We start from the raw sequence: 14,502 nt of genomic DNA, 5'->3' as shown, positions 1-14,502 counted from the left end.
CGCGTTGTTTGCCGTGGGACTTGGGGAAGAAAGGCTCAAGACGCGCCATCTGCGCATCCGTCAGCCAAAAAAGATCAGACATGGTCACCGCCCGATTTTCGAACCGTGACTCACGCAGCCACGCGGAAATCAATGGGTCCTGACCCTAGCACGCTTAATGGTGTCCAACGATAAGGAACCACAAGATTGCGAATATCAGAAAGTGCGGGAATAGCATACTGCACCCTCGCCATGTTCACACCGCCTAAGGCCGATATGGCTCAGTGGGCATGAGACCGCCAACAAGGCGATCTACCGAAGGCGTATGGTGTTGCAGCGAACAAAACTGTTGGGCATGAGTTAATGGCTCCAAAAGAACGGACAAAAGCAAGCGGAAAACTGACAGTTTGCGGCTGTTCTTCAAGCTCCAGAACCGTTCATCAAAGAAGTTTGCGGCGATTCCCGGCTGCTTACTTGTCTTTGATCAGCATTTTTTATAATCTCTTCTCGTGTTTTGTTAGATAATTAGAGACTGTGCCAAACGTCTTTTTTTGCTCTTGTTTCAATAATGTAGAGCATAGCGCAATGACCGTTTTGGGGGTTGCTTATGTCAAAGGTTGGCGACACAAGTACGCTACCTGAAGTTGCGGGTGATGGCGGTGATGACGCGTCACAGATTCATGATTTTCTGCAGTCAGAAGAATGGCAGCAGAAGATTGAAAACGCGCGGAAACAGCGGAAGAAAAAACTTGCGGATCTTGGTCGGAACCGCAAGGAAAATCCGGACCGCGAACTTGATCAACCGGGAAAGGATCGCTCAACCAAAAGGGTGAATGAATCCAGACCACAGCACTTGTGGGACAGGCTGGAAGAAGCGCGCAGGCGAAGACAGGCGGTGCTTGCGCGTCACTCGGCTGAGGCCGAGAAGCATGCCCCTGGTGAGTCGGACGTCGGTGGTAGTGAGCAAGTTAGCAATGGTGCTGGAAGAGCAACTGCCGCTCCTTCTGAATCCCGACAACAGAAAACAGGCTCAACTGGATCCGTTCGAGAAAGACATCAACAGCTTGCGCCCAGTATTGCGTCTTTGTATGGTGCAAGATCAGAAAGAAACAGGGGCCTTGAACGTTTGTTTCCGGTTGGAGACGTTCCCGCCAAAGTCGACAGAACGAGTGTTGAACTTGAGAGTCGTGTTCGCTCGCCCTCAAGTGCAGACCAGCCGGTCGAAGATGCCGCTGAAAACATTCGCAGAAAGCTAAGTTTCCGCTGGCCCAAACAACAACAACCGCTCAGAGGCAGATTTGCGTCAGTAGCCATCGGGTGTGGAATTGGAGTCGTATTTTCATTTTCGACAATGTTTGCATTGGCCCGGTGGGAATCAAATAGTGGAGAAAAACCATTCTCTTCCAGCAGTTTGGATACAAATACTCCCCAGACCACCACACTGCCGGAAAAGAGTTCTACGCAATCAAATAGTTCGCAAATAGAGGGGCCAAAATCTCCGCCAAGTCAGGTGGTTCGGTCGTTGATGCAGCCGGATACTTCGCCGAATTCGACTTCCTTCGGGAAAATTTTGGCAACGGCAGAAAGCTCAAGCATAGTCGCGTCTGCTATACCCCTTATGAAAGAGATGCCGCTTGATCCCAAGTTGTTCGAACCAATGCTACCGCCGGTCGCTCCTTCGCTTCGTCCGGATCTGCTGACCCTTGAGACGCCAAAGCGGCCAACCGGGCCTCCCGCCACACAGAATCCACAAAGTGCCTTCCCGAATTCTGCTTGGTCTCACGATCAAATAGCGCAAGCGTTTTTGCATTTCAGAACGTCGATCGTTTTGCCTGATGTTCCTGCGATCTTCGACAGTTTGAAAGCTGTTGTCGCAAATGCGACTGATCCAGGCTCAAGCGCTCCCGAGATTTCATTCGAGCTGGTTTCATTGGTCTATGCCGAAGACCAGCCTTCTACGCTGAAACAAGCTGTGGCGTTTCGGTCTGCGCCAAGCGAAACGGAATTTGCCCTGAACAGCCTTGATAATCTACCGAAATTGAATCTCGTCATTCCAGGCAAGGTAAGTCCGCCGGACGCGCCTGATTCAAATGATCGAACAGGAATTGATCTAAGAGAGCTTTCAAAAGCCCCCTTACCAAGAACAGAAGAAGTGTCGCCAAAATCAGTGGTCAGATTGCAAGACAAATTGGAACCACCTTTAACGTCGTCTGAGACGACAGATGGCGCAGCAAAGCCGCGCGAGGACACTGAATCAGCGGAAGTGATTGCCAGCAGCGGCGGCGCAGAATTTAAGCTGTTTATACCAAACAGCCTTGGCGCACGGACAGTGAACTCAGTGGTCAATAACCTCGTAGCGGCAGGTCATGAGTTAAGTGGAACAGCGCGTGTTGGCTTTGGGGTTAAACAATCCAACGTCCGGTTCTATCACAAGGAAGATGCCGCTCAGGCAACAGCGCTTGCAGAAGATGCCGGTGCTTTGTTGCGCGATTTCACGGGCTCTAAGTCCAAAACGCAAAACGGCGTCGTGGAATTATGGTTGGCCGGCAATAATGCGACGAAACCCAAAGTAAAAAAGGTTCGTCGCAGCGCTTCTGCGACAGATCAAGTCGATCAGCTAAAAAGGCAGGTTTTAAGCAAACTAAAAACGGCAACAGACCAATGAATACCGGCCAGTTTCTGGCTGTAAGAGGCAAAAACGATGTAGGTTAACAATCGGAGATCGGGGTTTAAGATGCCTAACTCTAAACTTGTTGCGATAGTAACTGCCCTATTGTTCTTACTGCCGTCCCAGCATGTGCGTGCCGAAATTACATTGGAGCATTTGCTGACGATAGATCAGTTTTTGTCCGAGAATAACATCCAGGCTTTGTGGGATTATCTTCAAAAGAACCCAGACTTGCTATTGGGTGATGACGAATTATCACTTGAGTTGCGCAGTTTTTTTGACACCGTTTCACGGGGACAGGTGGATTACGGCTTTGCTGGCAATGCCGCAAACAGTGCAGAGGTTTCACAAGTTGGCAGCGCTGCGCTTGCCGCTTCTTCCCTGCACTGAAATTATGACGCAATTTCCAAACATTCGATATCCTAAGAAAGTGAAGATAGCATATGTTATTGAGCCCCGCTTTTTAGGTGGCACTTCCATGGCTGTCGCTGCCGAACTGCGTGTGGCCGCCGAGTTCGCTGATCTGGTGGTGCATGCCAGAACCTCAAAGATGTTTGGCAGCAGTCAGCATGTCGCGCCGGTGCTGCAGCGAGTGTTGGACGAGCTTCGTATCCCAGTGGTTTGGGACGCCCCCCGGATAAGCGCTGATTTTGTTATCTTGCACAATCCGTCTTTCCTGAAGTTTCAAAACTCTTTGAGCGCAGAGATTTATGCGCAGGAAATAATCGTTGTAACCCACGAAAACTTCTTGCGGCCGGGCGGCGAAGAAGGCTTCGACGTTTCAAACTGCCTGGATCAGATAGACTTGTCGACCCTCGCGCTTAGGAAAACGCTTGCGCCAATTTCGGCGTATAACCGTGAGACCGTTACAGGCTGGTTGTCCAAATTTCGTAAGGGCGGCCATTGGAATGTCCTGGAAGATGACTGGTTCAACATCTTTTTCAGTGACAAAGACGAACCATGCGAAAAGCCAGAGGACCGACGCGGTCGACATTCGCGGCCTGGCTTCGAAAAGTTTCCATCTGTCGCTGATCTTGATTTGTGTTTTCCCAAACACGCGAAGTCCAATGTCATTCTTGGTGCGAACGCGTTGATGGACACGGACATCGTTCGTCCGCATTGGACTTTGTTTCCATTTGACGCGATCAGTCTGGAAGATTTTTTTGAGATGATAGATTTTTTTGTCTACTTTACAGCGCCGACTTGGCGAGAGAGTTTCGGGCGCGTAATTGCGGAGGCTATCGCAGCCGGCAAGGTCGTCTTGACGGATCCGGAAACGGCAAAGACATTCGGAAATGCCGTAATCCCCTGTAGCCCCGGGGATGTGGACCGGATCATTTCTGACCTGATTTCGTCCCCCAACCGGTATCATGAAAAAGTTGCTGAGGCACAGCCGCTGCTTGAGCGCTACTCAGGCCACAAATTCAAAGAGCGATTGGGCGCCATTCTGACCGCGGACAGAGAGGCGCTGACATGATTTTTGTTGAAGCGGGTACACTTTCAGTTCGGTCTTTTGACGCACAATTGATTTTTGCTCTGAAACTCCGAAAGCGTGGTTTCGATGTTTGCATCGACGCAACCTATTTTCCTGAGGATGCAGGGCGCGGAAGACACTACGAGGCTGCGACACTTCTCGCCGATACCGAAGAACTCGAAGCTGAAGCCGTGTTTATCCTCGGCGCGGAAGAAGTAGATGACCGGCTGCTTGCCTCATTGCGACAAAAGCAACTTGGGACGGATGTTCCGGTAATCGCAACTGGCCGGTTCAGTACTCAGCAAAGCTACATTAGTGCAAAAGCCCGTCTCGCGTTTGCACTGGGGCGCGAAGCAACTGTCATTGATCTATCGGACCTTCAGCCGCGTTCCATTTCACCTTCAGCTATCAGCCCCCTGGTAACTGAAACCCGACCGATCACCCGGCCAATTGGTGAATTGGCGAACGTAACCGTCGTGTTGGGATCCTTGGAGTTGGACGACTCTGAAACGTTGTCCTGTCTGTCCCGGATGAGCAATCAGGGCAGCTATGGCTTTAAGCTGGTTGTGAGCGGTGCGCAGAATGAGTTCCTAAAGGCGTCAAAATTCAACGATCTCCCCAGAGTTCTTTATACTGATCTTTCGCCTCTAACCCTCGCAAATTCAACGGATATCCTCGCGATGTTTGGGAATGGCATCGCAGGCGACCGGATGGCCGAGCTTGCGCTTGAAGTGATTGCAGCCGGTGGCGTCGTGATCGACTGCACCGAAGACGAGGTTTTGATATCGTCCGGAGCGCCGGCGTTACTTGGACCCAAGACGCTTTTTGCTTTGGATGGATACCTGATCGGCAAAATTATCGGGAATACACCACACATCGCTGAACAAACACGAAAGTCTCCGTGGCCGCGGACAGTAGATATATCCCGGCTCGAGACCGCCGCGGGGCTTAGCGCCAAACCGCGACCACCCAAACGGACGTCGCCGAGAACCTTGTTTTTGCCAACTAACGGAGTTGGGTTGGGTCATGCGCAGCGGTGCACTGTGATCGCCAAGGCTTTGCCAAAACACATGTCCCCGGTGTTTGCGGCCTTCCCAAGTTGTGTTCCTATGGTTCGACGCGAAGGGATCGACTGTATACCGCTGGTCGCCCGGTCAGACGTAAACGACAGTTCCAACGCGAATGACATCCTGACTTACCGGCGTCTGAACGCCGCATTACAAGAAGGCGACCGGTTCGTTTTTGACGGTGGCTATGTGTTCGATTCCGTCAATCGCGTAATCCGGGAACACAGATTATCCGCAATCTGGATTCGCCGTGGCCTTTGGCCCAAAGGTCGGTCACGTCATACCATGCTTCGTCGCGAGGGTATTTTCGACCGGGTCATCGTGCCGTCAGAGGCTTTTGAGGAGCTTAACGACGCTTACAGTTACGGTGAACATGTTCACAACATAGGGCCAGTTTTTCGCCAGGTAGATCAATCGCCCGAGGACTCCGAAAACCTACGTGCGCGCCTGGCCGAGCGGTTTGATCGCGACTTTAAACTGCTGATTGTCAGCATGTTAGGCGGAGGAGTTGCCTCTGACAGGTCCGCTCAACTGCAAGCAATCTCAGGAATGCTTGAGTGCCGCGCAGACTGCCTTCACCTGGTCGTAACCTGGCCTGGTAGCGCGGTTCAGGCAGCCGCGTTTGGTTGGAAAAATTCAAAGGTGGTTAATACTTTAGAGGCTACAAAGCTATGTCTATCCGCCGACTTGGTAATATCTGCCGCCGGGTACAATTCGGTCCACGAGATCCTCTACCACAAGATTCCCGCAATACTTATCCCACAGTCTGCGCCTTATTTGGACGACCAGGAACGACGCGCAAGAGCACTATCTGACCGCAATCTTTGCGCAACCATTACGGAAGCGGAATTCATGAAGCTGGAACGAACGGTACAGGTTTGTCTGGATGACGGGGGCGCGGAAGACTTTCGTACAACACTGCAACAAATAGAGCTGCCTGAATCCGGTGTGTCCGCAGCTGCTGAAATCATAGCGACGAGCTGAAAAAATGGCTGAAAACAACTGGTACAAGATAGTCAACACCTTCACGCCGGAACAACCGGCTAATTTGGATGACGTTATCCTTCGAGATCGAGGAACGCGGCAATTTGGAAAAGTTCTGTTCCCCGATATGGACTTACTTCCGTCAACCGCACTTTGGGAACGCGAAGTTGAGGACCACACATATATTGGCGTCAGGATCGTTGAGCCTTCGAAGTCTCCATATACTGTTGCAAGATTACTCGCCGCCGCAGCAATCGAAAGAAATGTGGTTCCGATTATTCTGAGCCGAGTTGATTTTTGCGGGCTCGAACAGTTTGGTTTTCGAATTGAACGCATCCCTGACGAGGAAACAGCGGCACGGTCAGCTGAGGCAGAGGTCGGGAAATTCTGGAACTTTGCTATTGTTATCGACGGTCACGACGTTGCCAGATTGAGTTAGGCAGTGTTGAAAACATGCCGATGTTCCTGATCTGAACATCTGGTGCAGAAATTCAAAGGGCTTCCGAGACTACCTCCAAAACAGGATCGTCAGGCTGGTTCAAAGCGCCAAAGATTGGTGTCACTGTGCCTATTTGACGACCAGGTTTATTGCGGCACTCGATCAATCGGGCCAAAAGAGGTAGCTGGTTGAAGGCCACAGGTCAGCGGCGCAGACACGGTCAAATTGAAGAACCAGAGAATCTGATCGAAGATAACGCTGCATAATCCGCGTTTATCAAAACTCAAAATTTGCGCAGTGAAGGCGCACTTTATTAATATTTTATAGACGCTTAGAGTATTTTCTTGGAGCGGGTAACGGGAATTGAACCCGTAACAAGAGCTTGGGAAGCTCGTGTGATACCTTTTCACCATACCCGCCTCTTTGGCTGGCATAGCATCGTCGCCGGATCGGGATCAAGCAGGATCGTTACTCGGTCCGGGCACGCAGGCTTTCAATCAGCGATTGATCTACGTCTAATGCCTTGCCCGCCGCGTCCAGTGTTTGCCGGTCAAGGTGTTGCGGGTTCAGATCAACATCTTCTGCAAACGCCTTAAAAATGACGTTCATAGCATTGATTCTTGCGTATTTCTTGTTGTTCGCGGGGATCACATGCCACGGCGCTTTCAGCGTCGAGGTTTTGGCCAACATTTCATTCACGGCGACCTCGGTTATCTCCCACTTCTCACGATTACGGAAATCTTCATAGGTCAGTTTCCAGCGTTTCAACGGGTTTGTCAGCCGTTGGGTGAAACGTTGCATCTGCTCATCCTCTGAAATGTGAAAGAACAGCTTCACAATCCGGGTCCCGTCATCCACCAACATGCGTTCGAAATCGTTGATCTCCTGATATGCTTCGCGCCAGCGTTTTTCAGGTGTAAGCTCCTCGATCCGTTCAACCAGGACCCTGCCATACCAGCTTCGATCAAATGCGGAAATTGCGCCCGAAGGTGGCAGACGTTCCCAAAACCGAAGCAGGTAGTGCCGGTTGAGATAGTAGTTTCGGGGCGCTCCGATCGGCCAGACCTTGAAGCTGCGCGGGTCCAGCGCCTGACTGATCCGACGAATGGTTCCGCCCTTCCCTGCGGCGTCCCAGCCTTCGAACACAATCACGCCTTTCAGGTCGTGGAACAAAAAAGCCTGCTGTATCTTTGCAAGCTGCGCCTGAAGCCCCTCAAGCCGCTCGAAATACTCCTTTTTGGTCAGTCTCTTGCTGAGGTCCGCATCGGACAGTTTTGGTGGAATATGTTTGGTCATGAAATCACCTGATCGCAGCGTTCCGATTACGATATTCTGCGGCAGCATGGAAAAACAGCATTGATCAATATCAAAAAGAAAAGGCCGGGTGGAGAACCCGGCCTTTTGAAAAAAGTCGAAACGGTTCAGGCGCGGCGACGACGGCCACCACCGCGACGGCCACCTGCAGCACCGGCTGCACCGGCTTCTTCCGGGTCTTTGTTGAACCGGATCCACTCTCCGCCATGCGCGTCATTGTTGGTCAGCAGGTTGGCAGCACGAATGGCCTCCATTTCCTTACCAGCGCGTGGCTTGGTCGAGCCCAGACCGAACATCTGAACAAAGGCCTCATCATCCATGCCCTCAGGCAGGATGATTCCAGCCGCAGTGACCTGCTCTTTCTTCTCTGCGATCTTCTTCTGCGTCACCGGCAGCGCGACCGGGTTCATGATCGCCGAAGTCATGCCAGCGCCCATTGCCATCGGCAGGAACGCGTTGTTGATGCCGTGGCGGTTCGGCAGACCGAACGAGATATTGGACGCACCGCAAGTGGTGTTCACGCCCAGTTCCTCGCGCAGGCGACGGACCAGGGCGAACACCTGCTGACCAGCCGTAGCCATCGCACCGATGGGCATGACCAACGGGTCGACGACGATGTCATGCGCAGGGATGCCGAAATCGGCGGCGCGCTCAACAATCTTCTTGGCCACTTCGAAACGGACATCAGGGTCTTCCGAGATGCCGGTGTCATCATTCGAGATCGCAACAACCGGAACGTTATATTTCTTGACCAGCGGCAGAACCAGTTCCAGACGCTCTTCTTCGCCAGTGACCGAGTTCAGCAGCGGGCGGCCCTGAGCTGCCTCAAGACCGGCTTCCAAGGCTCCGGGAACCGACGAGTCGATGCACAGCGGCACTTCGACCAGACCCTGCACCAGTTCGACGATCTTGCGCATCAGCGGCGGCTCGGTCTCGTTCGGGTTGGGATTCGAGTTGTAGACAACGCCTGCGTTGATATCCAGAACGGTCGCGCCTGCAGCAACCTGAGCGATGGCGTCTTTCTCAACGGTCGAGAAGTCCCCCGCTTCCAATTCAGCGGCCAGTTTCTTGCGGCCGGTAGGGTTGATCCGCTCACCGATCACACAAAACGGTTCGTCAAAGCCCAGAACGGCGGTTTTTGTTTTTGATTCTACGACTGTACGGGTCATGTCCGTTCCTTAGGAGTTTACAGGCTGCGCCGAAGCACCGCCGTTGTCGATTGCCCAGTTGGCGTTGGTTTTGATACCACCAAGCGGGAAGAAATGTACGTTGGTGATGTTGAAGTCAGGGTTGGCGGCCTTGTGGTTGGCCAGCTCGGTTACAACATCGGTCGGCTCATAGGGCAGCAGAAGCTTGGAGACATCCATGGCACGCTTCTGCAGAACCTTCAGAGACGGGCCGACACCACAGGCAATCGCGAATTTGATCAGCGTCTGCAACTTGGCTGGTCCAGCGATACCAATGTGGATCGGCAGATCAATGCCCGCCGCTTTCAGACCGTCGGCCCATGCGATGATCGGCTTGGCGTCAAAGGCGAATTGGGTTGCCAGCGCCATCTCCGCGTCGGTGGTTTCACTGAACTTCTGTTTCCAGCGCAGCGCGTCGTCGACATTCTTGGTCGAACCGTCCGGGTCGATGTCCTTGTTACCCTCGGGGTGGCCGGCAACATGCAGACGTTTGAAGCCCGCCTTGTCGAACAGGCCAGTTTCCAGCAGCTGCATCGAGCTGTCGAATTCGCCATGCGGCTTGGCAACACCACCGGCCAGCATCAGCGCCTGATCGACCCCTGCTTCGCCCTGGTACATCGAAATCCAGTTCTCAAGCGTCGCGGCATCCTTGATGATGCGCGCCGGGAAGTGCGGCATCACCGGGTACCCCTCGGCCGCAATCCGCTTGGCGGTCTGGACCATGTCTTCGATCGGTGTGCCCTCGATATGGGCGATGTAGACGCGGGTGCCTTCGGGCAGCAACGCGCGGAAATCCTCGACCTTCTCGGCGGTGCGAGGCATCACCTCGATCGAATAACCTTGCAGAAAGGCTTCGACGGTCGGATTCACCGGGGCCTTCTCGGCCACATCACGTTTCTTGAAATTCAGCAAAGCCATTGAGGCCTCCCTTTGTAAAAACCGGGCCTATGCCCAACCGTCGTTGGCGATCAGGGCCTTGATGCGGTCCTGATCGTATTCCGTTTCAAGGCGTACGGCCTGGGCTTCGGCGATTTCTGCCGGATCACCCTCGACCTCGAACGGGTCGGCCTTGCGCCATTCGGCCAGGTAGGCATCACTGTCCTTGGCATTTACCTTCATCGCAGCCCGGTCAATGGCTTGCTCGAACCGCTCCTCCAACTGCCGCTTGGCACCACGCCGGCCTTTGCCAACGATGACCTGAGCGGGGATGTCGCGCCAAAAAACGATTGTGACGTCAGGCATCGCCTTTGATTCCTCCTTACCAGATGGACCGGTTCTAAACTTCAATATGGGCTCGGGTCGGTCGGTTTTCGACACACAACGCTTTTCAAGCGACCTTTTCGGCCCACAACGGGATACCGCGGGTTCTAACCCGTTTCGGTGCTCTGCGCGCACCTCAAAATTCTCAAGTTCTCGATGAAAACGGCACATAAACAGAAATTCCCCGGACCACACCTGCCGTCCGGGGAATGATTCAACTCAGAAGCGGGGCTTAACCGACCAGGCCACCGTCCTCGCGCGTGATGGCGATGATCGCCGAACGCGGCACCGAGTCACCGCCTTCGGGCCAGTGGCTGTTTCCATCCTCACCCGGGTGCTGAATGCCGACAAACATGGTTCGGCGATCCGGAGACCAGCTCAGACCGGTGACCTCGCATTCATTGGGGCCAACCAGAAAGCGGCGGATCTCACCTGTCACCGGGTCCCCTGCCAGCATCTGGTTGTTGCCATGGCCTGCAAAGTCACCGTTGTTGCCGTAATTGCCGTCAGTCTGGATCCAAAGCAGGCCATTGCTGTCAAACTTGAGGCCATCGGGCGAGTTGAACATGTTATCGGCGTTCACGTTGCCGGATCCGGCATAAGCGTCACTGTGCACCGTGGGGTTGCCCGCCAGAACATACAGATCCCAGCCAAATCCAGCGGCGGTGTGGTCCCCGCCATCCGGACGCCAGCGAACGATCTGACCATAGTTGTTTTTGTCCCGCGGGTTCGGGCCATTGGCGGATGTGTCGTCGCCCCCAGCATTCGGTTTGACGCCTCGGTTCTTGTTGTTGGTCAGGCAGCAGTAAACCTCCGGCGCATTCGGGTTCGAGGCGACCCATTCCGGGCGGTCCATCGTGGTTGCGCCCACCGCCGAGGCACCCAGGCGCGTGTGAATACTGACCTCGGCCTGTGAAGCCAGCCCGGTGGTCTCGGGCGTCAGCTCCAGCCACTCGCCAGTACCGTCGTCGTTGAACTTAGCAACCGAGAGCGTCCCGTTTTCAAGCAGCGCATTGGTATCTACTCCGGCTGCATAGACGCCGTCGGATACAAAGCGATACAGGAACTCGCCACGTTCGTCATCGCCCATGTAAACTACGATGCGACCATCGTTGTTGACCACGGTGTCAGCGTTTTCGTGTTTGAAACGGCCCAGGGCGGTCAGCTTACGTGGGGTCGAGTTGGGATCTCTCGGATCGATTTCAACGACATAACCTGCGCGGTTTGGTTCGTTGGGGTTCTTTGCGACATCGAACCGGTCGTCGATTTTTGCCCAACCGTAACCCCAATCTTTAGCGGACACGCCGTAACGCTTAAGCTCGGCACTGGTTTCGTGGTTTTCATCTTCGGCCGAGAAATAGCCGTTGAAGTTCTCTTCGCAGGCCAGATAGGTGCCCCACGGTGTCATCCCGTTGCCGCAGTTGTTCCATGTTCCTTTGCAAGCCGTGCCCGATGGATCGGCTTCGGTTTTCATCAGGTCATGACCAGCGGCGGGTCCGGTGATGGTCATGTCGGTCTGCGGAGTGACTCGGCGGTTATACGGGCTGTCCTTGACAATGCCCCACTTGCCGTCGGTGTTGGCAATCTCAACAACGGTGACACCATGTGCCATCATGCCTTTGGCCACGTCATCGTCAGATGCCGGCTTGGCGTCAGGGTTGTTGCCCCAAATGATATCGCGATTGGTGTATTCATTGTTCACCACCAACAGCACGTGTCCATCATGGAAGAATACATCCTGTCCGTCGGTATTGTCGCCGAAGGCGCGTTCCTGACTTGCACCAGTGCCGCGCGTGGCGTGATCAAACTCGGGCGCATCCGACCACAGCGGATCGCCCCAGCGCACCATGACCTCTGCCTTGTAACCGGCAGGCACCACGACATCGTCCGCTGTGGATACAGGGATCGCTTCGAATGAGAAACGGTTGGCAGCGGCCCGCGCGCCTGTCGGCAGAATCGAGCCCCCAACCGCAGCAAAGCTGCCCATCGCCAGAACACTTCCCATAAATCCACGGCGCGACACGGCGCGTTCGACGACGCGGTCAAAATCACATTCCTCAGGGCGTGGGTTTATGAGTTCATCATACTCGTCAAAAGAAAGGGTGCGCTCGTCTTTCATGGCAGACTCCGTATCTGGCTGTAAGCTTGTAAAGAACCCCGAACAGGGTTCTGACAAGACAGGTTGCACTTCAGTGTGAACGATGCGTGACATTCACCTTAAATTCAGTTTTGAAATCACTTGCACGACGGCGATGTGCCGCCTAGGGTCAGGTTAACTCGAAAATCGGAGGGCGTGAAGATGGCGCCCAAGCGTCCCAAAGGTGCGGGCGCGTTCCCGAAAGCGGTCGAAAGCCCCGCGCCGGCAAAACCCGATCCGGATGCACTATATGCGGCACTGGATCTGGGAACGAATAGCTGCCGCATGCTGATAGCCCAGCCCAAGGGCAGCGGGTTTCATGTGGTAGACAGTTTCTCCAAGTCCGTGCAACTGGGTGCGGGACTTGAACGCACCGGACGTCTGTCTCGGGCGTCTATGGCGCGTACCGTTCAGGCGCTCAGGATTTGTCAGCAGAAGCTCAAACGGAACCGCGTCAAGCGAATGCGCCTGATTGCGACCGAGGCCTGTCGGCGCGCCAAGAACTCGCGCGAGTTCATCCGCCAGGTCAAGCGCGAAACCGGCTTGACGCTGGAAATCATACAGCCCGAGGAAGAAGCCCGTCTGGCAGTCATCTCCTGCGCTCCGTTGGTGTCGACCAAGACCGAGCAACTGCTTGTTGTAGACATCGGTGGCGGTTCGACCGAGCTGGTGTGGATCGATATCTCATCCGTGCCGCGCCGGGATCGCCCTGCTGCAATCATGCGTCTTCATAATGGCTTTCACGCGGCTGAAAGCCCCTTTCCCGCTGCCAAGGTGGTGGATTGGATCAGCGTTCCGCTGGGCGTCGCCACTTTGCGAGATCAGTTTCACGACGTCGAAGACGACTCGGCCCGCTTTGCGCTGATGAGTTGGTTTTTCGAGGAAAACCTTGCCGACTTCGCGCCCTACAAGGACGAACAGGCGCGGGAAGGATTCCAGATCGTAGGCACAAGCGGCACGGTTACAACTGTTGCGGCCTCGCATCTTGGACTGAAACGGTATGACCGGACGAAGGTAGACGGTCTGCGCATGACCAGCGATCAGATTGACAAAGTCATACGTGGGTATCTAGAACTCGGCCCTCAGGGTCGGCGCCGGGATCCGCGCATCGGCGATGACCGGCAGGCCCTTATCATGTCCGGCTCGGCCATTTTGCAGGCTTTGTTACGATGCTGGCCCACCGACCGTCTTTCCGTGGCGGACCGGGGGCTGCGCGAAGGTCTGCTATATGCACAGATGAGCGCGGACGGCGTATTGGAAGACGGACCGTTCTGATGACGAAGACACCGACTGGCAAAAATACCTCAGGTCGCGGACAGCGCGACCTGAAGGTCAAGGTCAAGACTGCACGCGGGCGCAAGCTCAGCTCGACCCGCTGGCTTGAGCGGCAGTTGAACGACCCTTATGTAAAGCGCGCCCAAGCCGAAGGTTATCGTGGGCGTGCCGCATTCAAGATATTGGAGCTGGACGAGAAATTCCGCTTTCTGGTTCCGGGAGCCCGTGTCGTGGATCTGGGCTGCGCACCCGGCGGCTGGCTGCAGGTCGCGGTCAAACGGGTCAATGCGCTGGGCGAGAAAAGCGGCAAGCGGATCGGTACTGTTCTGGGTGTCGATTTGCAGGAGGTTGAACCGGTCGCCGGTGCGACAGCTCATGTGCTGGACTTCATGGAAGATGACGCTGACCAGAAGGTCAAAGACTGGCTGGGCGGCAAGGCCGACGTGGTAATGTCAGACATGGCCGCTGCATCCTCGGGGCACAAACAGACCGACCATTTGCGGATCATGGCGCTGTGCGAGACCGCAGCCTATTTCGCATTTGACGTTCTCGAGGAAGGCGGCACCTTTGTCGCCAAGGTTCTAGCCGGCGGCGCTGAGGGCGATCTACAAAAGCTGTTGAAACAGAAATTCGAGAAGGTGGCTAATGTCAAACCACCTGCATCGCGGTCAGATAGTTCGGAAAAATTCGTTGTCGCAACTGGATTTAGGGGCTGAAC

Annotated in this window: 12 protein-coding genes, 1 tRNA gene and 1 pseudogene; 7 read left to right on the top strand and 7 right to left on the bottom strand. The window is 54.5% G+C overall.

All coding sequences use genetic code 11. The features are described from left to right. Positions 1–82 (bottom strand): annotated as a pseudogene (locus ACR0J8_RS05040) (IS5/IS1182 family transposase); the annotation flags it as partial. 504 nt (positions 83–586) lie between these two features. Between ACR0J8_RS05040 and ACR0J8_RS05035 the strand changes: the two are divergent. The 5 genes from ACR0J8_RS05035 to ACR0J8_RS05015 all read left to right on the top strand — a co-directional run bounded on the left by ACR0J8_RS05035 (position 587) and on the right by ACR0J8_RS05015 (position 6,611). Beyond that, positions 587–2,644 carry a hypothetical protein gene (locus ACR0J8_RS05035; protein ID WP_480522312.1) on the top strand — a complete coding sequence of 686 codons (2,058 nt, stop codon included), beginning with the start codon at positions 587–589 and terminating at the stop codon, positions 2,642–2,644. A gap of 69 nt (positions 2,645–2,713) precedes the next feature. Continuing rightward, positions 2,714–3,037 carry a hypothetical protein gene (locus ACR0J8_RS05030; protein WP_480522313.1) on the top strand — a complete coding sequence of 108 codons (324 nt, stop codon included), beginning with the start codon at positions 2,714–2,716 and terminating at the stop codon, positions 3,035–3,037. After that, a complete protein-coding gene (locus tag ACR0J8_RS05025; RefSeq protein WP_480522314.1) occupies positions 3,000–4,124 on the top strand; it encodes a hypothetical protein in 1,125 nt (374 codons plus the stop codon). Before ACR0J8_RS05030 ends, ACR0J8_RS05025 begins: the two co-directional genes overlap by 38 nt. Continuing rightward, positions 4,121–6,172, top strand: a complete 2,052-nt coding sequence (locus ACR0J8_RS05020) for a glycosyltransferase (protein WP_480522315.1) — start codon at positions 4,121–4,123, stop codon at positions 6,170–6,172. Before ACR0J8_RS05025 ends, ACR0J8_RS05020 begins: the two co-directional genes overlap by 4 nt. Before the next feature lie 4 nt (positions 6,173–6,176). Continuing rightward, positions 6,177–6,611: a hypothetical protein gene (locus tag ACR0J8_RS05015; RefSeq protein ID WP_480522316.1), complete on the top strand. Its 435-nt coding sequence runs from the start codon at positions 6,177–6,179 to the stop codon at positions 6,609–6,611. A 345-nt stretch (positions 6,612–6,956) separates the two neighbouring features. Here ACR0J8_RS05015 and ACR0J8_RS05010 read toward each other — a convergent pair. The 6 genes from ACR0J8_RS05010 to ACR0J8_RS04985 form a co-directional block, all read right to left on the bottom strand. Then, positions 6,957–7,030 (bottom strand) — tRNA-Gly (locus tag ACR0J8_RS05010). 49 nt (positions 7,031–7,079) lie between these two features. Then, positions 7,080–7,907 (bottom strand): polyphosphate kinase 2 family protein, encoded by an 828-nt coding sequence (locus ACR0J8_RS05005; RefSeq protein ID WP_480522317.1) that lies wholly within the window; start codon positions 7,905–7,907, stop codon positions 7,080–7,082. A 125-nt stretch (positions 7,908–8,032) separates the two neighbouring features. Then, on the bottom strand, positions 8,033–9,094 hold the full coding sequence (locus ACR0J8_RS05000) for a methyltetrahydrofolate cobalamin methyltransferase (RefSeq protein ID WP_170614975.1): 1,062 nt from the start codon (positions 9,092–9,094) through the stop codon (positions 8,033–8,035). 9 nt (positions 9,095–9,103) lie between these two features. Beyond that, positions 9,104–10,030: a methylenetetrahydrofolate reductase gene (locus ACR0J8_RS04995; RefSeq protein ID WP_480522318.1), complete on the bottom strand. Its 927-nt coding sequence runs from the start codon at positions 10,028–10,030 to the stop codon at positions 9,104–9,106. Positions 10,031–10,057: 27 nt separating this feature from the next. Further along, on the bottom strand, positions 10,058–10,354 hold the full coding sequence (locus tag ACR0J8_RS04990; protein WP_321252861.1) for a virulence factor: 297 nt from the start codon (positions 10,352–10,354) through the stop codon (positions 10,058–10,060). 250 nt (positions 10,355–10,604) lie between these two features. Continuing rightward, on the bottom strand, positions 10,605–12,491 hold the full coding sequence (locus ACR0J8_RS04985; RefSeq protein WP_480522319.1) for a PhoX family protein: 1,887 nt from the start codon (positions 12,489–12,491) through the stop codon (positions 10,605–10,607). Between the two features lie 180 nt (positions 12,492–12,671). Between ACR0J8_RS04985 and ACR0J8_RS04980 the strand changes: the two genes are divergently transcribed. Then, positions 12,672–13,784 (top strand): Ppx/GppA phosphatase family protein, encoded by a 1,113-nt coding sequence (locus tag ACR0J8_RS04980; protein ID WP_170614971.1) that lies wholly within the window; start codon positions 12,672–12,674, stop codon positions 13,782–13,784. After that, entirely contained in the window at positions 13,784–14,500 is a 717-nt protein-coding gene (locus tag ACR0J8_RS04975) for an RlmE family RNA methyltransferase (RefSeq protein WP_480888982.1), read from the top strand. The genes ACR0J8_RS04980 and ACR0J8_RS04975 overlap by 1 nt, the downstream gene beginning before the upstream one ends. The last annotated feature ends 2 nt before the right edge of the window (positions 14,501–14,502 follow it).

The sequence above is a fragment of the Ruegeria sp. N11 genome (genome assembly GCF_056531525.1).
The sequence above is the reverse complement of the archived record's forward strand: the minus strand, read 5'-3'. Positions and strand labels throughout refer to the sequence as shown.

Excerpts from the sequence above, each read along its gene's own strand:
- ACR0J8_RS05015 (WP_480522316.1), top strand. The coding sequence starts at position 6,177 with ATGGCTGAAAACAACTGGTACAAGATAGTCAACACCTTCACGCCGGAA.
- ACR0J8_RS04985 (WP_480522319.1), bottom strand. The coding sequence starts at position 12,491 with ATGAAAGACGAGCGCACCCTTTCTTTTGACGAGTATGATGAACTCATA.
- ACR0J8_RS05035 (WP_480522312.1), top strand. The coding sequence starts at position 587 with ATGTCAAAGGTTGGCGACACAAGTACGCTACCTGAAGTTGCGGGTGAT.
- ACR0J8_RS04990 (WP_321252861.1), bottom strand. The coding sequence starts at position 10,354 with ATGCCTGACGTCACAATCGTTTTTTGGCGCGACATCCCCGCTCAGGTC.
- ACR0J8_RS05005 (WP_480522317.1), bottom strand. The coding sequence starts at position 7,907 with ATGACCAAACATATTCCACCAAAACTGTCCGATGCGGACCTCAGCAAG.
- ACR0J8_RS05030 (WP_480522313.1), top strand. The coding sequence starts at position 2,714 with ATGCCTAACTCTAAACTTGTTGCGATAGTAACTGCCCTATTGTTCTTA.
- ACR0J8_RS04980 (WP_170614971.1), top strand. The coding sequence starts at position 12,672 with ATGGCGCCCAAGCGTCCCAAAGGTGCGGGCGCGTTCCCGAAAGCGGTC.
- ACR0J8_RS04975 (WP_480888982.1), top strand. The coding sequence starts at position 13,784 with ATGACGAAGACACCGACTGGCAAAAATACCTCAGGTCGCGGACAGCGC.
- ACR0J8_RS05020 (WP_480522315.1), top strand. The coding sequence starts at position 4,121 with ATGATTTTTGTTGAAGCGGGTACACTTTCAGTTCGGTCTTTTGACGCA.
- ACR0J8_RS04995 (WP_480522318.1), bottom strand. The coding sequence starts at position 10,030 with ATGGCTTTGCTGAATTTCAAGAAACGTGATGTGGCCGAGAAGGCCCCG.
- ACR0J8_RS05000 (WP_170614975.1), bottom strand. The coding sequence starts at position 9,094 with ATGACCCGTACAGTCGTAGAATCAAAAACAAAAACCGCCGTTCTGGGC.